Origin of the sequence: Psychromonas ossibalaenae ATCC BAA-1528, assembly GCF_000381745.1 — a bacterium.
GTDB lineage: Bacteria > Pseudomonadota > Gammaproteobacteria > Enterobacterales > Psychromonadaceae > Psychromonas > Psychromonas ossibalaenae.
Genome location: NZ_KB906984.1, coordinates 1 through 21,311, shown reverse-complemented (window position 1 = coordinate 21,311; position 21,311 = coordinate 1). Strand labels below are relative to the sequence as shown.

20 protein-coding genes and 1 pseudogene are annotated in these 21,311 nt (G+C 42.2%); 17 read left to right on the top strand and 4 right to left on the bottom strand.

The window, feature by feature from the left end:
- Positions 1–705: 705 nt before the first annotated feature.
- A complete protein-coding gene (locus G327_RS0110395) occupies positions 706–1,569 on the bottom strand; it encodes a hypothetical protein (RefSeq protein ID WP_019614709.1) in 864 nt (287 codons plus the stop codon).
- 47 nt (positions 1,570–1,616) lie between these two features.
- Entirely contained in the window at positions 1,617–2,081 is a 465-nt protein-coding gene (locus G327_RS0110390) for a hypothetical protein (RefSeq protein WP_019614708.1), read from the bottom strand.
- A gap of 262 nt (positions 2,082–2,343) precedes the next feature.
- Here G327_RS0110390 and G327_RS0110385 point away from each other — a divergent pair, with 262 nt between their 5' ends.
- The 9 genes from G327_RS0110385 to G327_RS0110345 all read left to right on the top strand — a co-directional run bounded on the left by G327_RS0110385 (position 2,344) and on the right by G327_RS0110345 (position 6,241).
- Positions 2,344–2,955 carry a recombinase family protein gene (locus tag G327_RS0110385; RefSeq protein ID WP_019614707.1) on the top strand — a complete coding sequence of 204 codons (612 nt, stop codon included), beginning with the start codon at positions 2,344–2,346 and terminating at the stop codon, positions 2,953–2,955.
- 364 nt (positions 2,956–3,319) lie between these two features.
- Complete coding sequence (locus G327_RS0110380) at positions 3,320–3,646, top strand: hypothetical protein (RefSeq protein WP_019614706.1); 327 nt, start codon at positions 3,320–3,322, stop codon at positions 3,644–3,646.
- The gene (locus G327_RS0110375) at positions 3,646–3,921 is read left to right on the top strand and encodes a hypothetical protein (RefSeq protein WP_019614705.1); all 276 of its coding nucleotides are present in this window, start codon (positions 3,646–3,648) and stop codon (positions 3,919–3,921) included. Before G327_RS0110380 ends, G327_RS0110375 begins: the two co-directional genes overlap by 1 nt.
- A 3-nt stretch (positions 3,922–3,924) precedes the next feature.
- Positions 3,925–4,251, top strand: a complete 327-nt coding sequence (locus tag G327_RS0110370) for a hypothetical protein (protein WP_019614704.1) — start codon at positions 3,925–3,927, stop codon at positions 4,249–4,251.
- The gene (locus G327_RS0110365) at positions 4,252–5,118 is read left to right on the top strand and encodes a hypothetical protein (RefSeq protein ID WP_019614703.1); all 867 of its coding nucleotides are present in this window, start codon (positions 4,252–4,254) and stop codon (positions 5,116–5,118) included. It abuts the gene before it with no gap.
- A gap of 2 nt (positions 5,119–5,120) precedes the next feature.
- A complete protein-coding gene (locus G327_RS0110360) occupies positions 5,121–5,405 on the top strand; it encodes a hypothetical protein (RefSeq protein ID WP_019614702.1) in 285 nt (94 codons plus the stop codon).
- Entirely contained in the window at positions 5,405–5,899 is a 495-nt protein-coding gene (locus G327_RS0110355; protein ID WP_019614701.1) for a hypothetical protein, read from the top strand. The genes G327_RS0110360 and G327_RS0110355 overlap by 1 nt, the downstream gene beginning before the upstream one ends.
- On the top strand, positions 5,892–6,071 hold the full coding sequence (locus G327_RS0110350; RefSeq protein WP_019614700.1) for a hypothetical protein: 180 nt from the start codon (positions 5,892–5,894) through the stop codon (positions 6,069–6,071). The genes G327_RS0110355 and G327_RS0110350 overlap by 8 nt, the downstream gene beginning before the upstream one ends.
- Entirely contained in the window at positions 6,059–6,241 is a 183-nt protein-coding gene (locus G327_RS0110345; protein ID WP_019614699.1) for a hypothetical protein, read from the top strand. Before G327_RS0110350 ends, G327_RS0110345 begins: the two co-directional genes overlap by 13 nt.
- 13 nt (positions 6,242–6,254) lie before the next feature.
- Here G327_RS0110345 and G327_RS0110340 read toward each other — a convergent pair whose 3' ends face one another.
- Positions 6,255–8,528, bottom strand: a complete 2,274-nt coding sequence (locus tag G327_RS0110340) for a DUF2971 domain-containing protein (RefSeq protein ID WP_026339301.1) — start codon at positions 8,526–8,528, stop codon at positions 6,255–6,257.
- Positions 8,529–9,088: 560 nt separating this feature from the next.
- Between G327_RS0110340 and cdd the strand changes: the two genes are divergently transcribed.
- The 5 genes from cdd to G327_RS0110315 all read left to right on the top strand — a co-directional run bounded on the left by cdd (position 9,089) and on the right by G327_RS0110315 (position 15,778).
- Complete coding sequence (gene cdd / locus G327_RS0110335; protein WP_019614697.1) at positions 9,089–9,982, top strand: cytidine deaminase; 894 nt, start codon at positions 9,089–9,091, stop codon at positions 9,980–9,982.
- Positions 9,983–10,192: 210 nt separating this feature from the next.
- On the top strand, positions 10,193–12,460 hold the full coding sequence (mrcB, locus tag G327_RS0110330) for a penicillin-binding protein 1B (RefSeq protein ID WP_019614696.1): 2,268 nt from the start codon (positions 10,193–10,195) through the stop codon (positions 12,458–12,460).
- 14 nt (positions 12,461–12,474) lie between these two features.
- The gene (locus G327_RS0110325; RefSeq protein ID WP_019614695.1) at positions 12,475–12,897 is read left to right on the top strand and encodes a tetratricopeptide repeat protein; all 423 of its coding nucleotides are present in this window, start codon (positions 12,475–12,477) and stop codon (positions 12,895–12,897) included.
- A gap of 347 nt (positions 12,898–13,244) precedes the next feature.
- Positions 13,245–14,087, top strand: a complete 843-nt coding sequence (locus G327_RS0110320; protein ID WP_019614694.1) for a carbonic anhydrase — start codon at positions 13,245–13,247, stop codon at positions 14,085–14,087.
- 23 nt (positions 14,088–14,110) lie between these two features.
- Positions 14,111–15,778 (top strand): methyl-accepting chemotaxis protein, encoded by a 1,668-nt coding sequence (locus G327_RS0110315; protein ID WP_019614693.1) that lies wholly within the window; start codon positions 14,111–14,113, stop codon positions 15,776–15,778.
- 107 nt (positions 15,779–15,885) lie between these two features.
- On the opposite strand, the gene G327_RS0110310 is transcribed toward G327_RS0110315, so the two are convergent.
- Positions 15,886–16,656, bottom strand: coding sequence for a carbohydrate deacetylase (locus G327_RS0110310; protein ID WP_026339298.1), 771 nt, complete (start codon positions 16,654–16,656; stop codon positions 15,886–15,888).
- Between the two features lie 218 nt (positions 16,657–16,874).
- On the opposite strand from G327_RS0110310, the gene G327_RS0110300 reads away from it, so the two are divergent.
- The 3 genes and pseudogenes from G327_RS0110300 to G327_RS24435 all read left to right on the top strand — a co-directional run.
- Positions 16,875–17,783 (top strand): LysR substrate-binding domain-containing protein, encoded by a 909-nt coding sequence (locus tag G327_RS0110300; RefSeq protein ID WP_019614690.1) that lies wholly within the window; start codon positions 16,875–16,877, stop codon positions 17,781–17,783.
- A 143-nt stretch (positions 17,784–17,926) separates the two neighbouring features.
- Positions 17,927–18,007: pseudogene (locus G327_RS26840) on the top strand (IS200/IS605 family transposase); the annotation flags it as partial.
- A 351-nt stretch (positions 18,008–18,358) separates the two neighbouring features.
- Positions 18,359–21,311, top strand: a 2,953-nt coding sequence (locus tag G327_RS24435; RefSeq protein ID WP_019614689.1) for a DUF4347 domain-containing protein, incomplete at its 3' end; no start/stop codon positions are given.

Here is a 21,311-nt window from a genome sequence, read left to right as displayed (position 1 = left end):
CGTACTGGTTTGTGGTATTTCAGAATTCAAATATAAAGTTTCTTATAGTAAGGACTTTAAGTTTGAAAACGTATTAAACGTAATCTGATGGAGTTTTACTGATTAATCACGTTGAACGTAACTAGTCACGCAGTGGCGTGAATGTCCAAATCTCGCTTTGCTCGATTCGTCCAAACAATTTATATTTCAAACTCCATTCAATGAGATTAAACACTGCGTCGGTGCAGCCGACAGAGCAAGACTAAGCGACGCCGTCGCGTGTCGATGCGATAAAACCTCATACCAACGTACTGGTTTGTGGTATTTCAGAATTCAAATATAAAGTTTCTTATAGTAAGGACTTTAAGTTTGAAAACGTAGTATGCCGAAAGTTTTTTAAACCAACACGTTAGAATACGTTTATAGGCTCGTTCCTCGCGAACGGCAAAGCCGTCAATCTTCATGTGAATTTTAACGTGGTCGAACATACTAGCCGCGTAGAGCGCAAGTCAAATCAATTCTAACCAGTGTTCTAGCCAATTCTAACCAACGTATCAAATCAAGCCTAAACGTCGTTAGACAGCGGCCTACGCATAAATAAAAGTGTTCGAATGAACAAATGCTAGTACTAGGGGCGTAACTACCCTGGCTGTTACGAGAAATTGACAAAAGGGCTAGGTAAGCCAGAAAAGGCATCGCACGGAGGCGATGCATTTTTTAAGAGCTTTAAGTCATAGCATTGGTGGCAGTATAGCTTTTGGCGTTAATGGTTTTGCCAGTCACAAAAGTCCATCGACTGCCACGCTCCCAGTTATTATACGGCTCTTTTTTGTAATACCTTTCATCGCGTAAATTTCGAAAGTGAGGGCGCACAAATGCCTCATTGTTAAACTCTGTATCATTAAAGCCGAACCTAAAGCTTTTGCCGCCTTGCTTGGGTTTATCGTACTTTGTAGGGAGTGGGTGGCCGTCCTCCATGCTGATTGCACCAGTTGAATATAGAATACAAAATTTTACGGCAAGGTCGTGCGTTCTAGTTGGCGTATTATTGGTGTCACCTTGCTCAGTTGTTGGCGTAAGTAGCTTATCAATGGTGTGCTTCTTTGTGACAAAGGTGTGCTTTCCATTTTGGGTGGCGTCGGTTGTCGTGACAAAGATTGCTTCGTGCTCCTTTGATTCGTCAATATCAGATGTCTCCCCCCCTAGAAACCTAATATAGCTGGAGCGAGATACTGTAAAAATACAAGCTCCCAACCCTGAGGATTTAGGGAAGCGAATCTTAAATGTCTTGAATGGGAGTCTAACTTTTGAGTTGGGAATATTGTCAAAGCTAGATTTTTCCAAGAGTGTTAATACATTCTCAGATATGAAAATATTATTTCTATCCTCACTGTATCGACCTGCACAAAAGAGGCCGGAAGCGATAGTTCTGTTCTTTTTTGTTAATCCGAGCTTATCGAGAAGTGAGGCATTGTAGCCCATGTCGCACATTTCACCGATTGACATTTGAAGTCTTCTAAAAGATTTCAGGAGACTGGAATCTACGTCGGAATAAAATTCATCAACGGATTTTTTTTTAATTCTTGCCATAGCTTTTAACTCTGTATTGCTAAGTGATAGCTTCTTTGTGGTGTCGTCTAAGCTTGTAGTTTTGCCAGTTTGTGCGGTCTTTTCTCGATAGCGTGAGGTTGAGCTAGCATGCCATTGGGGTCTTGAGTGAAGTGAGATTCAAGCTCGTCAGAGTTTAAGTAAGGTTTTTCAGCTGGGTGTGGGTAGATGTATATTGAGCTTTCTTTGTTTCTATTGGCTGATTTGTTGCCTTTTCCTAATGTCTTTAAGTACCTTTTAAATTGCTGGCATTTTAAGTGAGTACCTAGCTTGCTCTCAATGCACCAGATTATTTGGTTTTGGAGGGGGCACTCAAATCGATAGTAACGCTTCTGGTTTCTCTTTCTTGTCTCAGCACTAAAGCTTTTCTTTATAAGCTCGAATTGCTCGTCGGTTATCCACTCGAAAATGTCGTTTTTCGCGTCTTTGTTGGTGATTTTCGAGTAAAACTCTTTAGCAAGTTCTTCGTGCTCTCTTACCTTTGGGTTGTTCATGTTATTCCTCATTAAAAGTGGAATTATGCCTGACGGACTGTGTCTTGCTTGAGTCTAAGTTTGTATTTGTGAGGTTGGGCGCACTTGGTGCATGTGGAGATGATGTTTTTCTCGATTGTTTATGCGTTTCTCATTTCGCTATGATTTGAGTGTAGGCCAGTCGTAGTGGGTTTCTTGCTATGGCGTCACTATGACAATTGATTTTGAGGCACTTAAAACATAGTATATTATTCATAGTACTTAAAACATAGTGAGTGAGACAATGATTAGAGCATACCTAAGAGCGTCAACCGATAAGCAAGATGCGTTACGTGCAAAGCAAGAAATTCGAGAGTTTGTTAATAGCTTTAGCGAAAAGGTTGCAGGTTACTATGTTGAGAATATTAGCGGGACAAAACTTGAGCGCCCTGAGTTATCAAGACTCATAGAAGATAGCGAAAAAGGCGACATTCTATTAGTTGAAAAACTAGATAGATTGACGCGCTTGCCATACGAGAGTTGGAAAACACTACAAAGACAACTTGAAGAACGTGGCATTCAGATTGTTGTTATAGATAATCAAATTACACATAAAGCGTTTTCAAATGATGTTCAAGATAGCTTTATAACAAAGGCGCTTACCGCGTTCATGTTGGACTTGGCCGCAGGTATGGCGCGCGATGACTACGAGACTAGGGCTAAGCGTCAGAAGCAAGGTATTGAGAGGGCTAAAGCGAGTGGTAAGTATAAAGGTCGAAAGAAAGATGAAGCAAAGCGCGAAAAAGTCAGGGAGCTACTAAAACTAGGGCAAACTTATACATTTATCCAAGACACTGTGGGCTGTAGTCCTTACCTAGTTCAACAAGTTAGTCGAGAGCTAAAATCAGGCGCATAAATAGTTATGTAGCTTTGATGGTCTTTCGTCAAAACCATCGTGCTCACCTCTAGTTTTACATCATTTGTGAAATCTTCATTATCAGTTTGGGCGTCCCCGCTTTAGGTCGCCTTTCGGGGCATTTTCGATTATTCGAGACTGCCCTTTTTTCATATCCAAAACCCCGCCAACCATAAAAACACATTTGCCAGTCAATTCATCCTTTCGCCCGAAACACTGAATATTCAGACCACTAAATAGAAGTATCAGAGTTGATTGACATCGCTCTCACTGGTTCGCGGTAATCCAGTTCTTATAGAAAAACCGCTTTTTAAAATTAAATTTATATCGACGGTCTGATTCCCGTCGGTGTTGAGGAAGAAAAATGACAAAGTCAAAGAAGCAGTTAAACCGAGAATATTATGAAAAGCACCACAAGAAGATTATCCAAAATGCGGCGGAGCGTAGTCGCAAAGCAAAGGCAAGCAAGACGTTTGGCACATTACTTAACGAACTCGCAGATAGTCGTATCAAGCTAGAGGCGGTATTGCTACGAGATGTATTAACCAATCTTGATAAGAAGCTTGAGCCTGACCATATCGCGATGTTGTGGAAGCAGTACAAACAAGAGCATAAACACGCGGGATTCGTAACAATCTCAAATGTTGATGAGCATAAGCAACCGTTCATTGATTGGATGGAGGCTAGATAATGGCTGCATTACGAGAGCTACAGAAAGTGGCAAAGCTTTGGAAAACAACACTGCATTTTAATGAGGAACAAGGTTTGCATTTCATTGCTAAAGACGACCATTTTTTCATTGAAATCGGTAATAACACCCTTATCTGGTCGAAAGGCGACGGGCTTCACTTAAAGGTGAGCGCTAGAGATTTTTATAGTGCTGCCAAGCAGTTTCGTGAAGAAGTTGAAACTACATCGAAGCCTACAGCGGGTGCTAATGAGTTATTTAATCAATTAAGAGGGTGATACATGCTGAACCATTTCGCAGAGCAAAACGAAGAAGCAAGAAAGAGTGTTGATGATTTTATTATGCCACCCGAGCTTGAAAAAGCTTGTAAAACGTTTGTTCAAGCATGTATCGACTATCGGGTAACCAAATCAAAGAACGGTAAGGGCGACTCGCCTGATTTCATTAATTCTCTAGTGAACGACAAGCTAGTGACACTAACCAACCTAACGGGGCTATCGAACAAAGTCACTACTACATTGGCGCGTGAGGTCGTTATCTCACATTTTGATGAGTTAGCAGAGCAGCAAGCCAAGCAAATGAACGAATACGAAAGAGGGAACTTTTAAATGAAAGTATTAAAAATTGGTGACTTTTCGCCGTCACACACTGATGTTGTGTTTGAAAATAAAGAAGCGGCCTTACAGCGTAACATGTTGAAAACTATAGGACGTTTTGATGAGGATAGCGGTTCAATCGCATTCATCGATGATAAGCAAATCGGCTCAAAATACGCCAGTTTATATCGGTCAGGCTTTGGTCTCCATATCGAAAAAATCAATAACGCGCTATACGTCGCGAGTGTCGATGATGTTCTGGCAATGAATGAGCACAAGCTTGATTTCGAAAGTATGAGCGCATTGAACGAGGGCGTCGAGTCAGTCGAATATCTCAATGAATCGGGGTTCACAGCCCATATCGAAGAATCAGAAACAGATAGTTTTACTGGCCTGTGGTTTGGTCACAAATCGCTAGTTGATAATGATGGCGATGAAACTGCATTTAGTGTGGGTCAAGTTACTGCCGACGGTAAGTTCACACTAAGACCAGATATCGCAAATCTTATTTCATCTGATTTTGAAATCAAAGTTGATGGTGATGGAGAATGGGAAATCGTAAACAAGACACTTACTGCCCGAGAAGTGGTGAATATTATCAAGTTCTTACGTCAGTCTGATATCAATGAAAGTGTACAGGTTGATGCATTGGCAGAGGTTCAAGGACTTTTGAGTAAATTAGGTCTAGAGCTACGTCACGGCAATCTTGATGAGGTTGAAGCAGTTAAGGTCGAGCTAAACGACATTCTAGATTCATATGAGCAAGCACAGCCACCAGCCAAAGGTGTTGATGCAGTCAGAAAAGAAATCAAAAGCATGCTAAAGCCGAAAGATATCGTTGCTGAATCTCTTTCATGGCTAAACAAAAACGGATTATAAGAATGATTATTAAAAATACTACGACAAACAATGCATGGGTATTGCCTGAGAAATTCCAACTACCGAAAGGTCGTTATGTTGATATGAAATTCGTCGAGACTTTGCCGAAAGAATGGCAAGAAGCAATCAAAGCGGATATCGAATCAAATGACGCTAAACCACATATGAATGAAGCTCTAGGCATGCGTCACACGTTTATTGTTGAAAAGCAGAGTGTGTATACGAAACACGCTAGAACGCTAGTATCTCGCTACAAATACGCCAAGAAAGGCCGTAAGGGGGAGTGATGCTTGATTCAGAAAAGGCACGTGAGTTACAAAAACTATCAGCAAAGGCTAGAACCGAAAATGCGTTAGCTCGTCGAGCTTTGAATGATGCGTTGACCAAAAAGCCTGAGCTTATCGCGAAGCTGATTGGCGCAAACTCTGAGCAGTTAGCTAGTACAAAACTGGGCGGTGAGTGGTTGCTAAATTCAGCCCAAGAAATCCTTGTTCAATCCATTCTCGAACAGCAAAAGCAATCTCATAAACTTGAGCTTGAACAACTAAAAGCCGACTTAAAAAGCACTGATGTGTTAGAAATCAAAAGTCACCCAGATTTGAATAACAGCAAGTGCGTTTGGCAATTTGATGACTTGATAACAACGTATGTAATGAGTAATACAAGCAGTAGAGAGCTACTGACCTTGTTCTCTCAGAATAAGAGTGATGAGCCACCGATTGATGAGCAAAACCGCTTACTATCAATCTGGCGAGCTTTTAACGGGGGTCGTAATGGGTGAAAAACCAGAATCTAGTATCCCGTTAGTACTAGAAAAAGACGTATATCAAATTGATATCGGCGAACAGGTTGAGCAAGACCAAGAAATTGTTTTCATTGGCACTTTTAACGACATGCTCAAAAAATATGGTAGTGCAGAGCAAAGCAAGGAGCGGAAGAAATGGAAGTCTTAATTTTAGTATGTTGCCTTATCAATCCTGTGCCTGATACGTCTAATGGCAACATATCAAATAGTATTATCGTGAATAGTTTCAATGACACTGAATTTAAAGTAAAGCCGATTTGTTATGTGGTTGAAGATGAAAAGCAGTGTGATAGTGAAAAGAGTAAGCCGACCCAATGAGGTCGGCTTTTTGTTAGATTTTTGAAATATCGATGTCCCTGTACTCTAATGCAAAGCAGTTATCTTCTGGAATGAAAGCTTCACGCAGAGTAACTTTTGGTTCGTGAGATTCTCTATTGGCATTAAGCGTGTTGACTATGTTGGCAATAAGCTTTCTTTTGTTGCTTGGGAATTTGCAGCCTAGTGTGATACTACGAATTTGAGCGTTGATTTTTTCTCTATCGTTGTTCGGGTAGTCATAACTGTAAAACCCTACGGTTTCTCGTTGGTAGGAAAATATTCTAACTTCATCTTCATATTCCCATTCTTTGTTTTTAGTTAGGAGGTACTGGTTAAACACATACAAGTCTTTTTCTTTATTTCTCTTGAAGTGGTCTGCGTAATCAATTCTGTTCACTCCAACACCGCTAGGAAACTCCCCGCCAAACCAGTATTCAACCATGACGCCCTGATGTTCTTGTGCGTAATGAGACCACATCAACATAGAGTTCTGATTGTAAGATAGCGAACAAACTCTATAGTTAATTGGGTCGACTAAGTTATCAGAATCAAACTTACTAAGAGCAGGTAGCTCTATAGGGTCATTTAGCTGCTGCTTAGATGCAAGATAGAGGTATTGATTTGTAAGTGCGTCAATAGTGTTAACGTTTAAAGGGGAGTATTTGAATAGCTTGCTTTTTCGAGCCGTAAATATGCCCCATTTGAATCGATTGGTTAGCTCTATGTTATATCGGTCACGTAATCTATCGAATTCATCTTTTGGTATTTCTACGTCAGGTAACCTTTTGGCGCAGGTGACGTAATTACTGATGATGGTATCGTTATAGTCTTTAGATGACGTCATTAAATCTAGGGCAAGCTTGTAGTACTTAAAGGCGGCTCTGAATTCTTTTTTAAAATCATGACAGACAGCAATGCAGTTATACGATGCCATTGTAGGTGTACTGTGCTTATGAAATTCATCAATGTTATCTATTACAAAGTCAAATTCATTGCAGTTTATACCTAAACCAAATAGACGAAGAAAGTCATCGTTATTCATGTCACCTTGAGACAGCTTGGCTTTCATTTCTTTTAATTGCTGTTGGTGGTGAGCTTTATTCCACTTGGTTTTGAGTGCTTGTAATTCACTGGTTAGCGACTCGTACAAGTAGTGCCTCATTGCTTCGGATGTTTCAATGGCATCAACAGCATTCTTATAAAGAGCCATAGAATCAATTGCTATATCAAAGTCTTTTTGCTCCGAATGGCGTTGATTGAGTTTATCAATATTATGTCTACATTTAACGGCTTGATATAACACCTTAGATTCGTCTCTTAGCGTATCAGCTCTGTTGTTAACGAATTCTAAAACTAGACTGTTTGGGGCTTGTTTTAAGTACGACAGTGCTAATAAGTAATATAAGCGTGGTGACTCATCGTGCCAGAAAAGTGCTTTATCATCGGGCGCTTCCTCATAGTAGGTTACTATGTCTGCGTATTCATTTGCTCGAAAGGCTTTCTGTATTAGCACTGCAAGTGTGGGATTGGACTTCCCTTTTTTAGCTTCCTCCTTGTGTGCTTGGTAAACGCTTACATGGTCATCACCTAAAAGCTCATGAACATTTGAGTAATATACCTTTGATAGGGCAAATTCTTTGCTGATTAACCCTTTTTCAAAGTAGGGTTTTAAGATGTCAATGGTCACGTTATCTAACGTTTCCATCAAAGCCAAACAGCCCTCGACATCATCAAGATAAAAATGAACATAAACAAGTGTCTCATCCCTGCATGTGATTCGTTCATCCTGTATGAATGACTTTATTGTTAGTAAGTTTTTGTTTGAAAGCTTCGAAAACTCATTTCGATAGTAGCTCGTTAGGTGGTAAATCTTTCTGCCTAGATATTCAAACTTGCCATTATCGTAATCACTTTTTAATGAGAAAATGCATGATTCAGCGTCGCCAGCTGTCTCGAATAGACCCCAGTGCGCGTCTCCATTGTTTGGGTTTAGTTGTATGGCACGTCTATAGAAACTAGCGGCAATGCGATATTCATCAATATAACTGAAAATTTTCTTTGCTGTGTTGCCTAGATAGTAGTACGCAGATGATTCGTCACCGTGTCGTGAAATGGCTTCAGCCAAAACATCATCTAAGCTTTCTTGCTTTAGGTAATGGATGAAATAATAAAACCCTAGATACCATTCATTATCATGAGAGCGCCAACAGTCATCTAGGAAAGCTAGGTTCGAGAATTCTTGGTTTTTAATCCAATTGATTATCTTTTCGTCTTCAATGTTGCTCATGTCATCCATTCTTTAAATTGCTTTGCTGATAACGAGATTATGAGGGCGGCTTAAAGCAAAGTCACTGAATTTAAATTGGTTTTATAAGTGCGGTTCTGAGTTGTTAAAGTGGTGGTGGTTCTGTGAATGTTGAGGTAGCGGATAGCGTTCTGGTTAGCGTTCTGGTTAGCGATAACTTAGGCATATGTTAGTCGTTACTTGCTCCCAGCTGCTGACTGCAGACAGATGACTGAAATTAGAAATTTTTTTGTAATGTTCGGAAAGTTTTTTGTAATGGCTCATGATGAATCCTGTGCGAAGAAGGTGATATATCAACATATCCTAACAGATAATTAATTCAGAGCGTTATCAAAGAGAAAACCGTTGATTACGAGGCGCTCTTTGTGACTGATTTCTACTGCCGCTTTGTCCCTGTACAAGACCTTTGACGGTCCATTTTTGAGATCTCAATCTATAAATGGCATGAAACTCTTGTAATTTAAAAGTTTTAGTTGCAAAGTCCTTGCCCAGATAGAACGTTTAGTTTCTATTCAGAGCCACTTATTAACAAGGTTATATTTATGCAGCAACAACTCCTTACAGCGCTCGAACGCTTACCTGAACCTCTGCAGAGTCATGTTTTTCCGATTATCAGTCGTGACAATTTTAGCGGTGTGATTAAAGCGGAAGAGGTTGAATTATTACAGCAGAACTCGGCACTTGAAATGTCTGAATTACTGTTGAGCTTATTACCCCTGGCCGCCGTTTATTCAGTTGCCCCTATCTCTGACTTTAATGTCGGTGCGATTGCACGCGGTACTTCCGGTAATTTATATTTTGGTGCCAATTACGAATTTACTAATCAGGCTTTATTTAACAGTATACACGCTGAACAAGCGGCTATTAATAATGTCGTCAGTCATCAGGAGTCGGGCATTGTTGATGTTACGGTTACGGCAAGTCCCTGCGGTCACTGCCGTCAGTTTATGAATGAATTAAACTGTGCGGATAAGTTAACGGTAAATTTAGCCGCTAGCGGTAATAAGCTATTATCTACATTATTACCAGATTCATTTGGTCCTGTCGATCTTGGTATTACCTCGCCGCTGCTGGCGGCAGAACCGGTATCTATGAAGCTGCTGCAGGGTGAAAATACTGAGTTAGCGCAGGCTGCATTAGATGCGGCAAACAGCAGCTATGCCCCTTATAGTTTTTGTCATGCAGGCATTGCTCTGCAGACTAAGAGCGGTGTTATCATTCGCGGACGTTACATTGAAAATGCGGCCTTTAATCCGTCATTATCACCACTGCAGTCGGCCTTGATTAATTTGAACTTAGCCGGTTTTTCGCTGAGTGATATCAGTAATGTGATTCTGGTAGAAAAAGCCGATACGAAAATGAGCCATGCTCAGGCAACGCAGACTCTGCTTGCTGATATCAGCATTGACAGCTATCAATTATTGTCTGCACAATAAGAATAAAAAATAAGATAAGCACATAAAATATGTGCTTATCTTCTTACATTAATGAATACCTCTTCTGTTTGATCTTTTATTACCTTCCATTTTTAGTACTCGGTCATCTATTTTATTTTGTTATTATCAGTATTCGATTAAGGTATCCTTATACTTGGATTTTTATACCTATTGCCCTGTTATCGGGCTGTGATTGTAAAAGAGGTAGATTTGGTTAATAAAAACAAAAGATTTAAGCGCTCTTATTACTGGTTTTTACTACTGATTCCGGCTGTTATCGGGCTGGTTGTTGTGGTTAACCTGGACAGTACAATCCGCTCTACCTTCGCCGGTAAAAAGTGGTCGGTGCCTTCGACTGTTTATGCGCGTCCGTTAGAAATATATCAGGGGGCGCAGTTAAGCAAAGGTGATTTAAAAAAGGAATTAGAGCTGCTGGGCTACCATTTTGTATCACGGCTTAACAAACCCGGACAGGCTGTATTCAGCGCTAAGCAAGTTAAAATATACACTCCCGGTTTTCAGTTTAGTGACGAGCTTGAACCTGCCCGTAAGATAAAATTAACCCTGAAAAATGGTGTTATTGCAGATCTTAGCAGTGATGACGGAGCTGCGCTGCTGCGCCTGGAACCCGTCGCAGTCGGTGGTATTTACCCGGCTCATAATGAAGACCGTCTGCTGGTGCAGCTGTCTGAAGTTCCTGTTTCTCTGCAGAAAATGCTGGTGGCCGTTGAAGATAGTGGTTTTTATGATCACTATGGTATTTCACTGCGCGGTATTATCCGTGCTGCCGCCGCCAATATTAAAAAAGGCGGTATTTCTCAAGGAGCCTCGACACTGACCCAGCAGCTGATAAAAAATTATTACCTCAGTTCAGAGCAGACATTGTCGCGCAAGGCGCAGGAAGCATTAATGGCGCTGCTTCTGGAAATGCATTTTAGTAAAGATGATATTTTAGAAGGTTATATTAATGAAATTTACCTTGGTCAGGACGGGCCGCGCGCTATACACGGCTTTGGCTTAGCCAGTCAGTATTATTTTCGACGTCCTTTAACTGAGCTGTCGCTTGATCAGCAGGCTCTGCTGGTCGCTTTAGTACGCGGAGCGAGTTATTACAATCCCTGGCGTAATCCTGAACGCGCCTTAAAGCGTCGTAATTTAGTACTGGATATCGCGGTACGAGAAAACAGTCTGGATAGTGCTTTAGCTGAGCAGGCAAAAAAACAGCCTCTGGGCATCGGTGAACGCAGCACTGCCGGCAGTAAACGTTATCCGGCTTATCTGGATCTGGTACGGCGTCAGCTGCAGCGGGATTATAAAGTTGAAGATCTTAATTCCAGCGGCCTGTCAATTTTTACTCACTTTGATCCTCTAGTACAGGAAAGTGCGCAGACCAGCCTGGAAAAAGCGGCTGCTAAACAGGAGTCTGAGGGGCGCAGCGCTGAACTTGAAGGTGCCGTGGTTATTACGCGCCCGAATACCGGAGCAGTGATAGCAGTTGTCGGTGGGCGGGATGGTAGTTACGCCGGTTTCAACCGGGCGCTGGATGCATCTCGTCAGGTAGGCTCTTTAATAAAACCTGCCGTTTATCTGACGGCGCTTGAACAGCCCGAGGTGTATAATCTCGCTACTGTGCTCAGTGATGATCCGTTTACCCTGACAGAGGAGAACGGCAGGCAGTGGTCACCGAAGAATTACGATAAAAAGAGTCATGGTGATGTGCTGTTATATAAGGCATTTGCTAACTCTTACAATCAGTCTACAGCACGCCTGGGTAATACAATCGGGCTGGATAAGATCGCAGATACGCTGCATCGCCTGGGCGCCGAGCCGTTAGACAGAATTTTGCCGTCGCTTACTTTAGGGGCTGTGGATATGGCGCCTATTGAGGTTGCACAAATCTATCAGACTCTCTCCGCTGATGGTTTTTATACGCCTTTAATGGCTATTAATTCTGTTATGGAGCCGGGAGGTAAGGTATTAACCCGCTATCCGCTTCAGGTCGAGCAGCGTTTTGATGCTGATTCAATTTATATGTTACGTTATGCCATGCAGGCGGTGACTCATGAAGGTACTGCTAAGGCGCTGCAGTGGCTGCTCCCGGAGTTTGCTGTGGCAGGTAAGACTGGTACAACGAATGATCTGCGTGACAGTTGGTTTGCCGGTTTTTCCGGTGATATGATGGCGGTTGTCTGGTTAGGGCGTGACGATAATAAGAATACCGGATTAACCGGCTCCAGTGGTGCGCTGCGGATCTGGGCTGATATTTTTGCGCAGCGTTCGGATCTGTCTGTGCAGAATTTACCGCCGCAGGATATCAGCATAAGCTGGGTTGACCAGGATAGCGGCCTGGGCAGTCAGGAGTCCTGTGATAATGCGCTTCCATTGCCTTTTATTAACGGCTTTCAGCCTGAACAGGAAATCCGCTGCAGCCGCGGAGTGGATAAGATTATCGACTGGTTCAGCGACTTAATACAATAGATAAGAGAAAAATTTTGAGTTTACTGAAAAAAACAAGCCTGCTGTGCTTACCTTGGTTTTTAGCCGCCTGCTCAACACTGCCGCAGCAGCAGGATAAACAGGCACCGGCAAAAACTCAGGCGCCGAAATCCGTTGTTAAACCTCAACCAGCACCGGTCGACAGTGCCGCTGAAGCGCCGGCAGCAGTGATTTCTTTATTGGATAGGGCAGATCGCCAGGAAGATAACCAGGAGCATGCCGCCGCAATTGCTTCTCTGGAGCGGGCAATTCGTATTGCACCGCGTTATCCGGAAAGTTATTACCGCCTGGCCGAACTGCACTATAAACAGGGCAGTGATAATTTAGCGCGAACGTTTGCGCAGAAATCCATTAGCCTGGGGGCTGAAGGTATGCTTCGCAGGCAGGCAGAAGCGCTGCTGGAACGAATCTTGTTTTAAACCAGCTCCCTTCTTTCCATGTGAAGTTGTTAACATCCTGAACGATAAAATGATACCTTGCAGGTGGTTACAAGCCGCCTGGTTATATCTGCATCTAAAAGCCCGTCATCATTATTACGGGCAGTTTTCTACTCTGTAGATAAAGAGGATGTCGTCCCGTGCGCACTCTATATTTTATTCTCTCAATATCTTTGGCTGTTTTTTTATATTTACACTATTTTTTAATAAACAAGTTATTTTATAAAGCTTCTAATCTTCTGCTTTCTATGACTCCGCTGGACACAGGTATAATGGAGATTAGGTTTATTTGCATACCTATTTAGAATGAAAAGTGTAAAGGAAATACAATGAAAGCAGTAAATAGACTAGGTGTTTCTGCATTTTTCGCGCTGACTCTCTTCCCGGCACTGCTGCAGGCCTCCACTTTAAAAGATAAACAAATTAGGCATTCGTTACATTGGGGATATTCAGGCTCAGCAGGTCCTGAGCACTGGGGCACTCTTGCGAATAAATTTGTTCTTTGCGGCAGTGGTATGCGCCAGTCTCCTGTTGATATTGAATATGACTATTCAGTTGAATTATATCCGCTGCTTTTTGAATATCAGCCGGTTCCTTTAAAGGTTGTGAATAACGGGCATACCCTGCAGGTCAATTATGACAGCCCAGTACAGCAAAAGACGGTCAGTATTGGCGGAAAGTCTTTTCCAGTTAAATCAAGACCCGTTTATAACAGTAAACTGATGCTGGGCGATGTGCCTTATAAACTGCTGCAGTTCCATTTTCATACTCCCAGTGAGCATGCTGTTACGGGGGAGCGTTACGCCATGGAGGTTCATCTGGTGCATCAGAGTGATGATGGAAACTTAGCCGTGGTAGGCGTACTGCTGAAACGCGGAGCGAAAAATCAGCTGCTGCAGAAAGTCCTCGATAATGTTTCCGGCACAATCAATAAGGTTAATGTAACCGGCATTATGGTTAACTCTGCCGATCTGCTGCCTGATAAGCGTCAGTACTTTCATTACAGCGGCTCATTGACCACACCTCCCTGCAGTGAAAACGTCAACTGGCTGGTAATGAAGGATGCAATGGAAGTATCGGGTCAGCAGGTGAGTCGTTTTACGCAGCTGATCGGTGCTAACGCCCGCCCTTTACAAGAAATATTGTGGCGCTCTATGCTGTTGTCTGAATAAAAAGTTTTGAAAAGGAAATCATCATGAATAATCTTTCGTTAAAAACTAAATTAATGGGCAGTGCCGCCATACTGATTGCTCTGCTTATATTCAGTGCCGGATACGCTATATATTCGATGAATAAAATCGGCCGGGAGCTGGCTGCCGTTGCCGAGCAGGATATCCCGCTAACAGAAAAAATCACCGCGGTCACCACTCATCAGCTGGAGCAGTCGATCCAGTTTGAGCGGGCTCTGTATTACGGCATTCTTTTACTAGACGAGGATGATGCTGTCGGACATTTTCAGGAGGCTGTTAAACGTTTTGACCAAGGCACGGAAAAGATTGATGAAGAGATTATGGCCGCAGAATTAATGGCTAAAGATGCGATGAAAGGAGCATCGGGTGAGGCGTTGAAAGAGTTCCAGTCAGTAGAGCTGGCACTAAAAAATATTGAAAGCGAGCATGAAGATTTTGTTGAGCATGCTCACAGCGTATTTATTATGCTGAGCAAAGGGGATTTACACAAAGCAGAAAAAATGGCTGAACAGGTACATCATGAGGAAGAGCAGCTTAATAGTGAACTGGAAGAACTCCTGACTGAAATAAGCAGGTTTACCGAAGCTAGCGCCAAACACGCTGAAGATTATGAACACACTGCCATTTTCATGCTTATTATTATCGCAGCTGTCAGTGTTGTTTTTGGTATTGTAGTTAGCTGGTTTACCACTCGAACCATAATTAACGGGATTCGGGCGGCGATTGTCACTGCATCAGGCGATCTTACCCAGACCATTGAAGTAAAAAGTTCAGATGAGATAGGTGAGCTACTTACAGCAATGAACGGCATGCGCGAAAAGCTTCTCAATTTGTTCTCGGAAATTTCAGAAATGACAGCCCAGTTGTCGGCGGCTGCGGAGGAGGTCTCTGTCGTCGCAGGTCAAACTAGCAGGATAGTTGAAGTGCAGCGCGGCGAGACAGATCAGGTGGCCACCGCCATGAATGAATTTACTGCAACCAGCCGGGATGTTGCATCAAATATAGCGGTCACAGCCAGCTCCGCAGCCCATGCAAATGAACAGACCAATGACGGGACAATCGTTGTGCAGCAGACGATAGAAGAGATCGATCAATTAGCCCTGCAGCTGGAAACATCGGCACAAGCTATCTCCGATGTAGAGCAGCAAAGCGGTGCGATTACTTCAATGCTGGATGTTATTAAGGGGATCGCGGAACAAACGAACCTGTTGGCTTTAAATGCTGCTATTGAGGCCGCTCGAGCCGGAGAGCAGGGCCGCGGTTTTGCCGTCGTTGCTGATGAAGTGCGCACGCTTGCCAGCCGCACCCAGCAGTCAACCACAGAGATCAATGAGATCATCGATAAGCTTCAAAACGGCTCTCAACAGGCGGTAGTCGTAATGGATAAGAGCCGTGAGCAGTCAAAATCTGCGGTAGATTATGCCAGTCGTTCAGGTGAAGCATTAACTGTGATTGCAGCTGCGATGGATGAGATAAATCAGATGAGTACTCAGATTGCCAGTGCTTCAGAAGAGCAGAGCGCCGTATCTGAAGAGGTTAATCAAAATATCATTAATATTCTCAGTACTTCTGAGGAGTTAGCTTCAGGTGCTAAGCAGACAGCTCAGTCCAGTCAGGAGCTGGCGGAGATCAGTATCCGTCTGCAGAATCAGGTAAATCAGTTCCAGAAATAAAGCATAATGCGGACTGCAGTAAAGCAGTTAATAATTAAAACAAAAACAAACGAAACGATCTATAACGAGGTTACAAGAAAGCCTTTACTGTTCTTGTAACCTGGCGCTTATTTCTGCGCATAACTTTCAAAACCGACACATTCAATGTCGTTATCAGACAACCACTGTATAAGTTCTGGTGACGTTAATATTTCAAATTCCTCTGCTCTTTTATCACAGTAACTTGAAACTGCCGCCAGCTGCTTATCCTGAGCACGGGCAGGGTGGCACATTAACTCCAGCGTACCGCTGCCGATCTTTCTTTTATATTCAAGCAGCAGCTCCTGCAGTTTTTTGAAATCGACTCCGTCATCATAAAAACCCATATCGAATGCCTGAGGTGTTTGTACATTTAAACCCGTTTGACCCGCTGAGACAGTATCCACACGGCGTGATGGTAAACCGAGATCATTTGCAAATCGAATATAGGTTTCTTTAAGTGCAGGAAATGTTGCGGCAAAGTGATGGCTGTCAAGATGATTAATTTTAATACCGCTGTTTACAGCTTTATTATACTGCGCCTGCAGCTCCTGATATATTTGCTCGGTACTGAGTGATTTTTTCTCTCTTAATATCTGCGTAGATAAAAAGCAGCCTTGTTGATCGACTAAATCCGATACCTGCTCTGCAGGTAAAACTGGTTTGCCGCTGCTTATCGTTATATGCAGGCCCACTTCTGGTATGAGCCCCTGCTTTATTAGTGAAACTGCGTGATCTGTTGCCTGTTGATTAATCATTAATGTTGTTGATTTAACGACACCGGCTGCAAAACAGTCAACAATGGCATTATTCACCTTTTCTGTTAAACCCAAGTCGTCGGCATTCATAATTAGTTTCATTTAAAATTCTCAATTAGTGAGATAAGCATTAGTTTTAGTAAAAACTGCGCTATATGCTCGGCTGTGTAACTTAAGCTGCTTCTGATAACGTTTTTTAATAGACTGTGTTTTCATAAATGTTGCTGCTATCGATTAACTGAGTTTATTTAAAGCTATTTTAAAAGCGCTCACAAACGAATAAACTCTAGTAACGGATTAATATTGTTAATAGGTTCTGTATGAATAGCAAACAAAATTTACTGGCTAATATGCATACCTTTAGCATTGCAGCACGCTGTTTAAGTTTTACCTTAGCCGCCGAGCAGTTACACCTGACTCAAAGTGCAGTAAGTCACCGTATAAAAAAGCTTGAACAGGAGCTTGGTTTTAAAGTGTTTATCCGTTTAACCCGGCGTTTAGCATTAACTCCGGAAGGAGAGCGATTATTAACCATGTTTAATCACTCCTTTGATCTGTTATTTTCTGAGCTTGATGATATTCGCAGCAGGGAACTCAGCGGCGAGTTATATATCGGCACATCTCCTTATTTTGCTTCTGCCTGGTTAATTCCCCGGCTGGCTGAATTTCAGGCTTTGTACCCAAACCTTAATATCAAATTACAAGCAAGTGAAAAGCGGGTCGACTTTCAGTTTGAACCTATCGACTTAGCTATTTATTACAGCAAAGGTGATTATCCTGAATGTTTTTCACAACGTCTGTTTTCTGGTATTCGTTTACCTGTCTGTAGTAAGCAGTACGCTGAAAAATTCAAGCTAGAGCAGGGGCTGCAGAACCTAAAAGAGGTTAACTTTATTCATAGTGCGAGTGATTCGGCTTGGAAGTACTGGTTAACTAAAATGGAGTTAGATAAGCTCGGCATAGAGATAAACTGTATGCAGCGGCGTTCACTGTTCAGTCATAATGATTTATCCATTGAGGCTGCCCGTTTTTCAATGGGGGTGGCAATGGGAAGGTTAGAGTTTGTGCGGGATCAAGTAGACTCAGGCGAGTTAGTTGCTCCTTTTGCTGCGGTTGATTCCGGTAAAGGTTATGATTTAGTCTGCCCGCAGGGATTACAAAACCGCGCAAAATTTCAAGCATTCTCAAAATGGATTTTTAGTCAGATAGATAAAAACCAAAGGATCTAGCCTGAAAGGCTGGCCTTTTATCGGGGCGCGCGTTTAGACTCCAAGTATTTTTATTAGCCTCCTGAAAAGGTTAAAACCATCGACTTTAGCCGGTCAGCTTTAGCTATAATATCTGAACAGGTATTAAGTTAGGAGATGCTGATGTTACCGAAGAAATGATTAAAGAGCATTTAGTCCATTACTTTGAGCCTAAAGCTGATGATAATTTTAGGACCGAGAGCTAAAGCAAGGGGTCTTTAGCAGATGGTTGTTGAGTTATATCAAAATGTGCCCACTTAAAAGTTAACCTACTTCAAATTATTTGTAGAAAAACAGATATTCCATCACTCATATTCTCTATACGCAAAAATATTGTTTTTTGATGCTAAGCTCTTTTTGTTGACTAATTTTTCATTGTTGCTGATTTCTACTGGATAACAGGCTTCAATGTCACTGATATTAATATAAGCATAATAAAAAAGATTAGAGCCGTATTTATAGATATGTATGCAGCCGTTTCGGTTTTCTTTGATAATTAAGCCATCATTGCTAATTCGAGGCCTGATAAAAAACTCAAATGGAACAGGATGTCCACTATGAGCAAACATTTATTTAATATCACCGCAGCTGTAATGTTATTAATTGGATCATATGGCGTGCAGACACAAGCTTTTTCCTATGATACTGAGTTCATTTCTGCCTCTAAAGGTAGAGTTTCAGCAGATAGATTTTCTTTGTCTACTGATTCAACTGTTAGTGAACTGGTTATTATTGATGCTGCAGTACCCGATAAGCTGATGTTTTATCAGCAAAATAAGCCTGGTACGAAAATTGTTGAAATTCAAAGCAATGAAGACGGTTTGACACAGTTAGTTAATATTCTAAAAAATCATCAAAATCTAGATGTACTGCATTTAGTTTCTCATGCCAGTGACGGTGTGATTTATCTGGGACAAACGCAGGTCACATTTGAACGCTTACTGAAGCAGGCTGATACTTTGATTACCCTTGACGACGCGATGAAGGATGGAGCTGATGTATTGCTTTATGGTTGTAATCTAGGATCAGGAAAAGCGGGTGAAGATTTAATAGAACTTATTGCAGATCAAGCGCACGTTAATGTTGCTGCGTCAAATGATTTAACGGGGGCTTTTTTATTAGGGGGAAATTGGGAGCTAGAAGTTTCGACAGGAAAAATTAACTCGGCTAGGCTTTGGTCTAAAGAATTAGAAAACCAGTACTCACATGTGCTGGCTACCCCCGTGTTTAACACTCCGCCAGATATTTTGAATATTTCACCTGGCGGGGGAACGCTAACTGTAGAGTTAAATATGGAAGGGGGAGCTAGTTATGTAGTATTACCTGACGGTGCAAGTGCTCCGACCAATGTTCAAGTGCAAAGTGGTACAGATGGAAGTGGAAATGCAGCAATAGCCGCGTACTCAACAAGTGACAGTAATCCTGCCAATACCGCTTTTAGCACGGTCATAAATGGGTTAAGTACCGAGACAACTTATGATGTTTATGTGATAGGGTATGATAAAGATGAAGCGGATAAATCGGGGGTGAATGATACGCTTCCTGTCAAAATAGACTTAACCACCGCTGCTTTAGGAGCCACTCCAGATGGCGCTCAAACATTTACAGGTATAGCAATAATTAATAATATTGGCCAAACCAACGATGGTTATTTTAATTTAACAAGATTGGATGGCTCTGGCACTGACAAGGCGCTTGAAGCAGATCAATATGGTGCTTATATTGACGATATAGTCCCCGCTCCATCATCATTCACTTCTTCAATTAAAGTTAATATGACCGTTCCTGGAAGTTTTCAAATAACCGATATGGAATTAGGTGAGTATAAATCAGATTCTTCTGCAGCATCGAATAACTTTATCAATATACAAGTAATAGGCTATAAAGACGGCGTTTCAGTTGCTCAGTCAGCGTTGTACACCCCTCCATTAGATACTTATCTTACCGATTACACAGCGATAAGTTGGGCTGATTTTTCAGGTGTGGATGTTGATGAATTTGAAGTTTTTTATACTATGAGCATAGGAGATAAACAAAATGAATTTAATTTGATTGGCTTCTCTATCATGAGCATGAGCACTGTTGTCAATGCACTCCCTACCATCACTATAAATAATACCAGCTTCGCTTATACCGAAAATTCCACAACGACTCAGATTGATTCGGCAGCTGCTCTCTCCGACGCAGACGGGGATAGCGACTGGGATAACGGTACGCTGGTGGTGCAGATTACCGGCAATAATGAAGCGGGTGATGAACTATCTATTCAAGACAATATTATTGGTAATATTAACAGCAGTGGAACAAATATACGGGATAGTGCAACGGTTATAGGCACTCTGAGTGCTAGTGAAGGTACAGTAACTAACGGAACTGCACTGACTATCACTTTCAATAGCAGTGCAACTAATGTTTTGGTACAACAGGTTTTACAGGCGATCAGTTACCGCAGTACATCAGATGACCCCGGAACATCTGACCGTACGGTGACCTTTACAGCTACTGATACAAACTCTGCATCAGCCAATGATACCCGAACAATCGTCTTTACCGCACTTAATGATCAACCAACACTTTCAGCTGCAGATGAGAAGCCGACTTTCACTGAAGGCGGCACCGCCGTAAGTGTATTCAGCAGTGCCGCCGCTTCCACTGTTGAATCGGGACAAACGCTGACAGCTTTAATCCTGACAGTGACCAATGTGAACGACGGATCGAATGAAATATTACTCATTGACGGCACTGCTGTGACGCTTACTCATGGCACTTCGGGTACCACAGCTACCAATAGTGCTTCTTATTCGGTGAGTGTTTCAGGTACCACTGCCACGGTAACATTAAACAGTATGACAGTATCGACAGCCGAACTGCAAACCCTTGTCGATGGCGTCTCTTATCAAAATAACAGTCAAAACCCTAATACATCTAACCGTATTATTACTATTACTTCATTAACCGACAGCGGCAGCAGTACGGGATCAAACGACAATATCAACAATACACTTGCAGTGTCTTCAACAGTCAGTGTTGATGCAGTTAATGATGCGCCTACTGATATAGCGTTGTCTGCTTCGAGTATTAATCAAGGCCTAACGGCATTAGGCGCTGATATCGGCACTTTAAGTGCCGTTGATCTAGATGATAACAGTTTTGATTATTTTTTAGCCGGTAATGGTACTGCTGATTATGGGGCTTGTGGTGTCGGCAATGATGCCGATAATGCCAGTTTTCAGATTAATACGGCAATACTCGAAACTGCCGGTGTACTTACCGCCGGCAGTTATAAAGTCTGCGTGCATGTCAAAGATGCTGACTTTAGTTTTGAAAAAACGATGACTATCACGGTTACTGATAATGTTGCGCCGACTATTAGTGCAGTGAGTATTGCTAACAGTGCACATAAAGTCGGGGACACGGTTACGGCCACCATCACGGTCAGTACCGATAGCGATGATTATACTACAGGCAGCGGCGGCATTAGCGGCACAATAAATGGTTATGCGCTGGGTA

Excerpts from the sequence above, each read along its gene's own strand:
- G327_RS0110310 (WP_026339298.1), bottom strand. The coding sequence starts at position 16,656 with ATGAAACTAATTATGAATGCCGACGACTTGGGTTTAACAGAAAAGGTG.
- G327_RS0110345 (WP_019614699.1), top strand. The coding sequence starts at position 6,059 with ATGGAAGTCTTAATTTTAGTATGTTGCCTTATCAATCCTGTGCCTGAT.
- G327_RS0110340 (WP_026339301.1), bottom strand. The coding sequence starts at position 8,528 with ATGAGCAACATTGAAGACGAAAAGATAATCAATTGGATTAAAAACCAA.
- G327_RS0110315 (WP_019614693.1), top strand. The coding sequence starts at position 14,111 with ATGAATAATCTTTCGTTAAAAACTAAATTAATGGGCAGTGCCGCCATA.
- cdd (WP_019614697.1), top strand. The coding sequence starts at position 9,089 with ATGCAGCAACAACTCCTTACAGCGCTCGAACGCTTACCTGAACCTCTG.
- G327_RS0110380 (WP_019614706.1), top strand. The coding sequence starts at position 3,320 with ATGACAAAGTCAAAGAAGCAGTTAAACCGAGAATATTATGAAAAGCAC.
- G327_RS0110360 (WP_019614702.1), top strand. The coding sequence starts at position 5,121 with ATGATTATTAAAAATACTACGACAAACAATGCATGGGTATTGCCTGAG.
- G327_RS0110385 (WP_019614707.1), top strand. The coding sequence starts at position 2,344 with ATGATTAGAGCATACCTAAGAGCGTCAACCGATAAGCAAGATGCGTTA.
- G327_RS0110370 (WP_019614704.1), top strand. The coding sequence starts at position 3,925 with ATGCTGAACCATTTCGCAGAGCAAAACGAAGAAGCAAGAAAGAGTGTT.
- G327_RS0110300 (WP_019614690.1), top strand. The coding sequence starts at position 16,875 with ATGAATAGCAAACAAAATTTACTGGCTAATATGCATACCTTTAGCATT.
- G327_RS0110355 (WP_019614701.1), top strand. The coding sequence starts at position 5,405 with ATGCTTGATTCAGAAAAGGCACGTGAGTTACAAAAACTATCAGCAAAG.
- G327_RS0110395 (WP_019614709.1), bottom strand. The coding sequence starts at position 1,569 with ATGGCAAGAATTAAAAAAAAATCCGTTGATGAATTTTATTCCGACGTA.
- G327_RS0110320 (WP_019614694.1), top strand. The coding sequence starts at position 13,245 with ATGAAAGCAGTAAATAGACTAGGTGTTTCTGCATTTTTCGCGCTGACT.
- G327_RS0110350 (WP_019614700.1), top strand. The coding sequence starts at position 5,892 with ATGGGTGAAAAACCAGAATCTAGTATCCCGTTAGTACTAGAAAAAGAC.
- G327_RS0110375 (WP_019614705.1), top strand. The coding sequence starts at position 3,646 with ATGGCTGCATTACGAGAGCTACAGAAAGTGGCAAAGCTTTGGAAAACA.
- G327_RS0110365 (WP_019614703.1), top strand. The coding sequence starts at position 4,252 with ATGAAAGTATTAAAAATTGGTGACTTTTCGCCGTCACACACTGATGTT.
- G327_RS0110390 (WP_019614708.1), bottom strand. The coding sequence starts at position 2,081 with ATGAACAACCCAAAGGTAAGAGAGCACGAAGAACTTGCTAAAGAGTTT.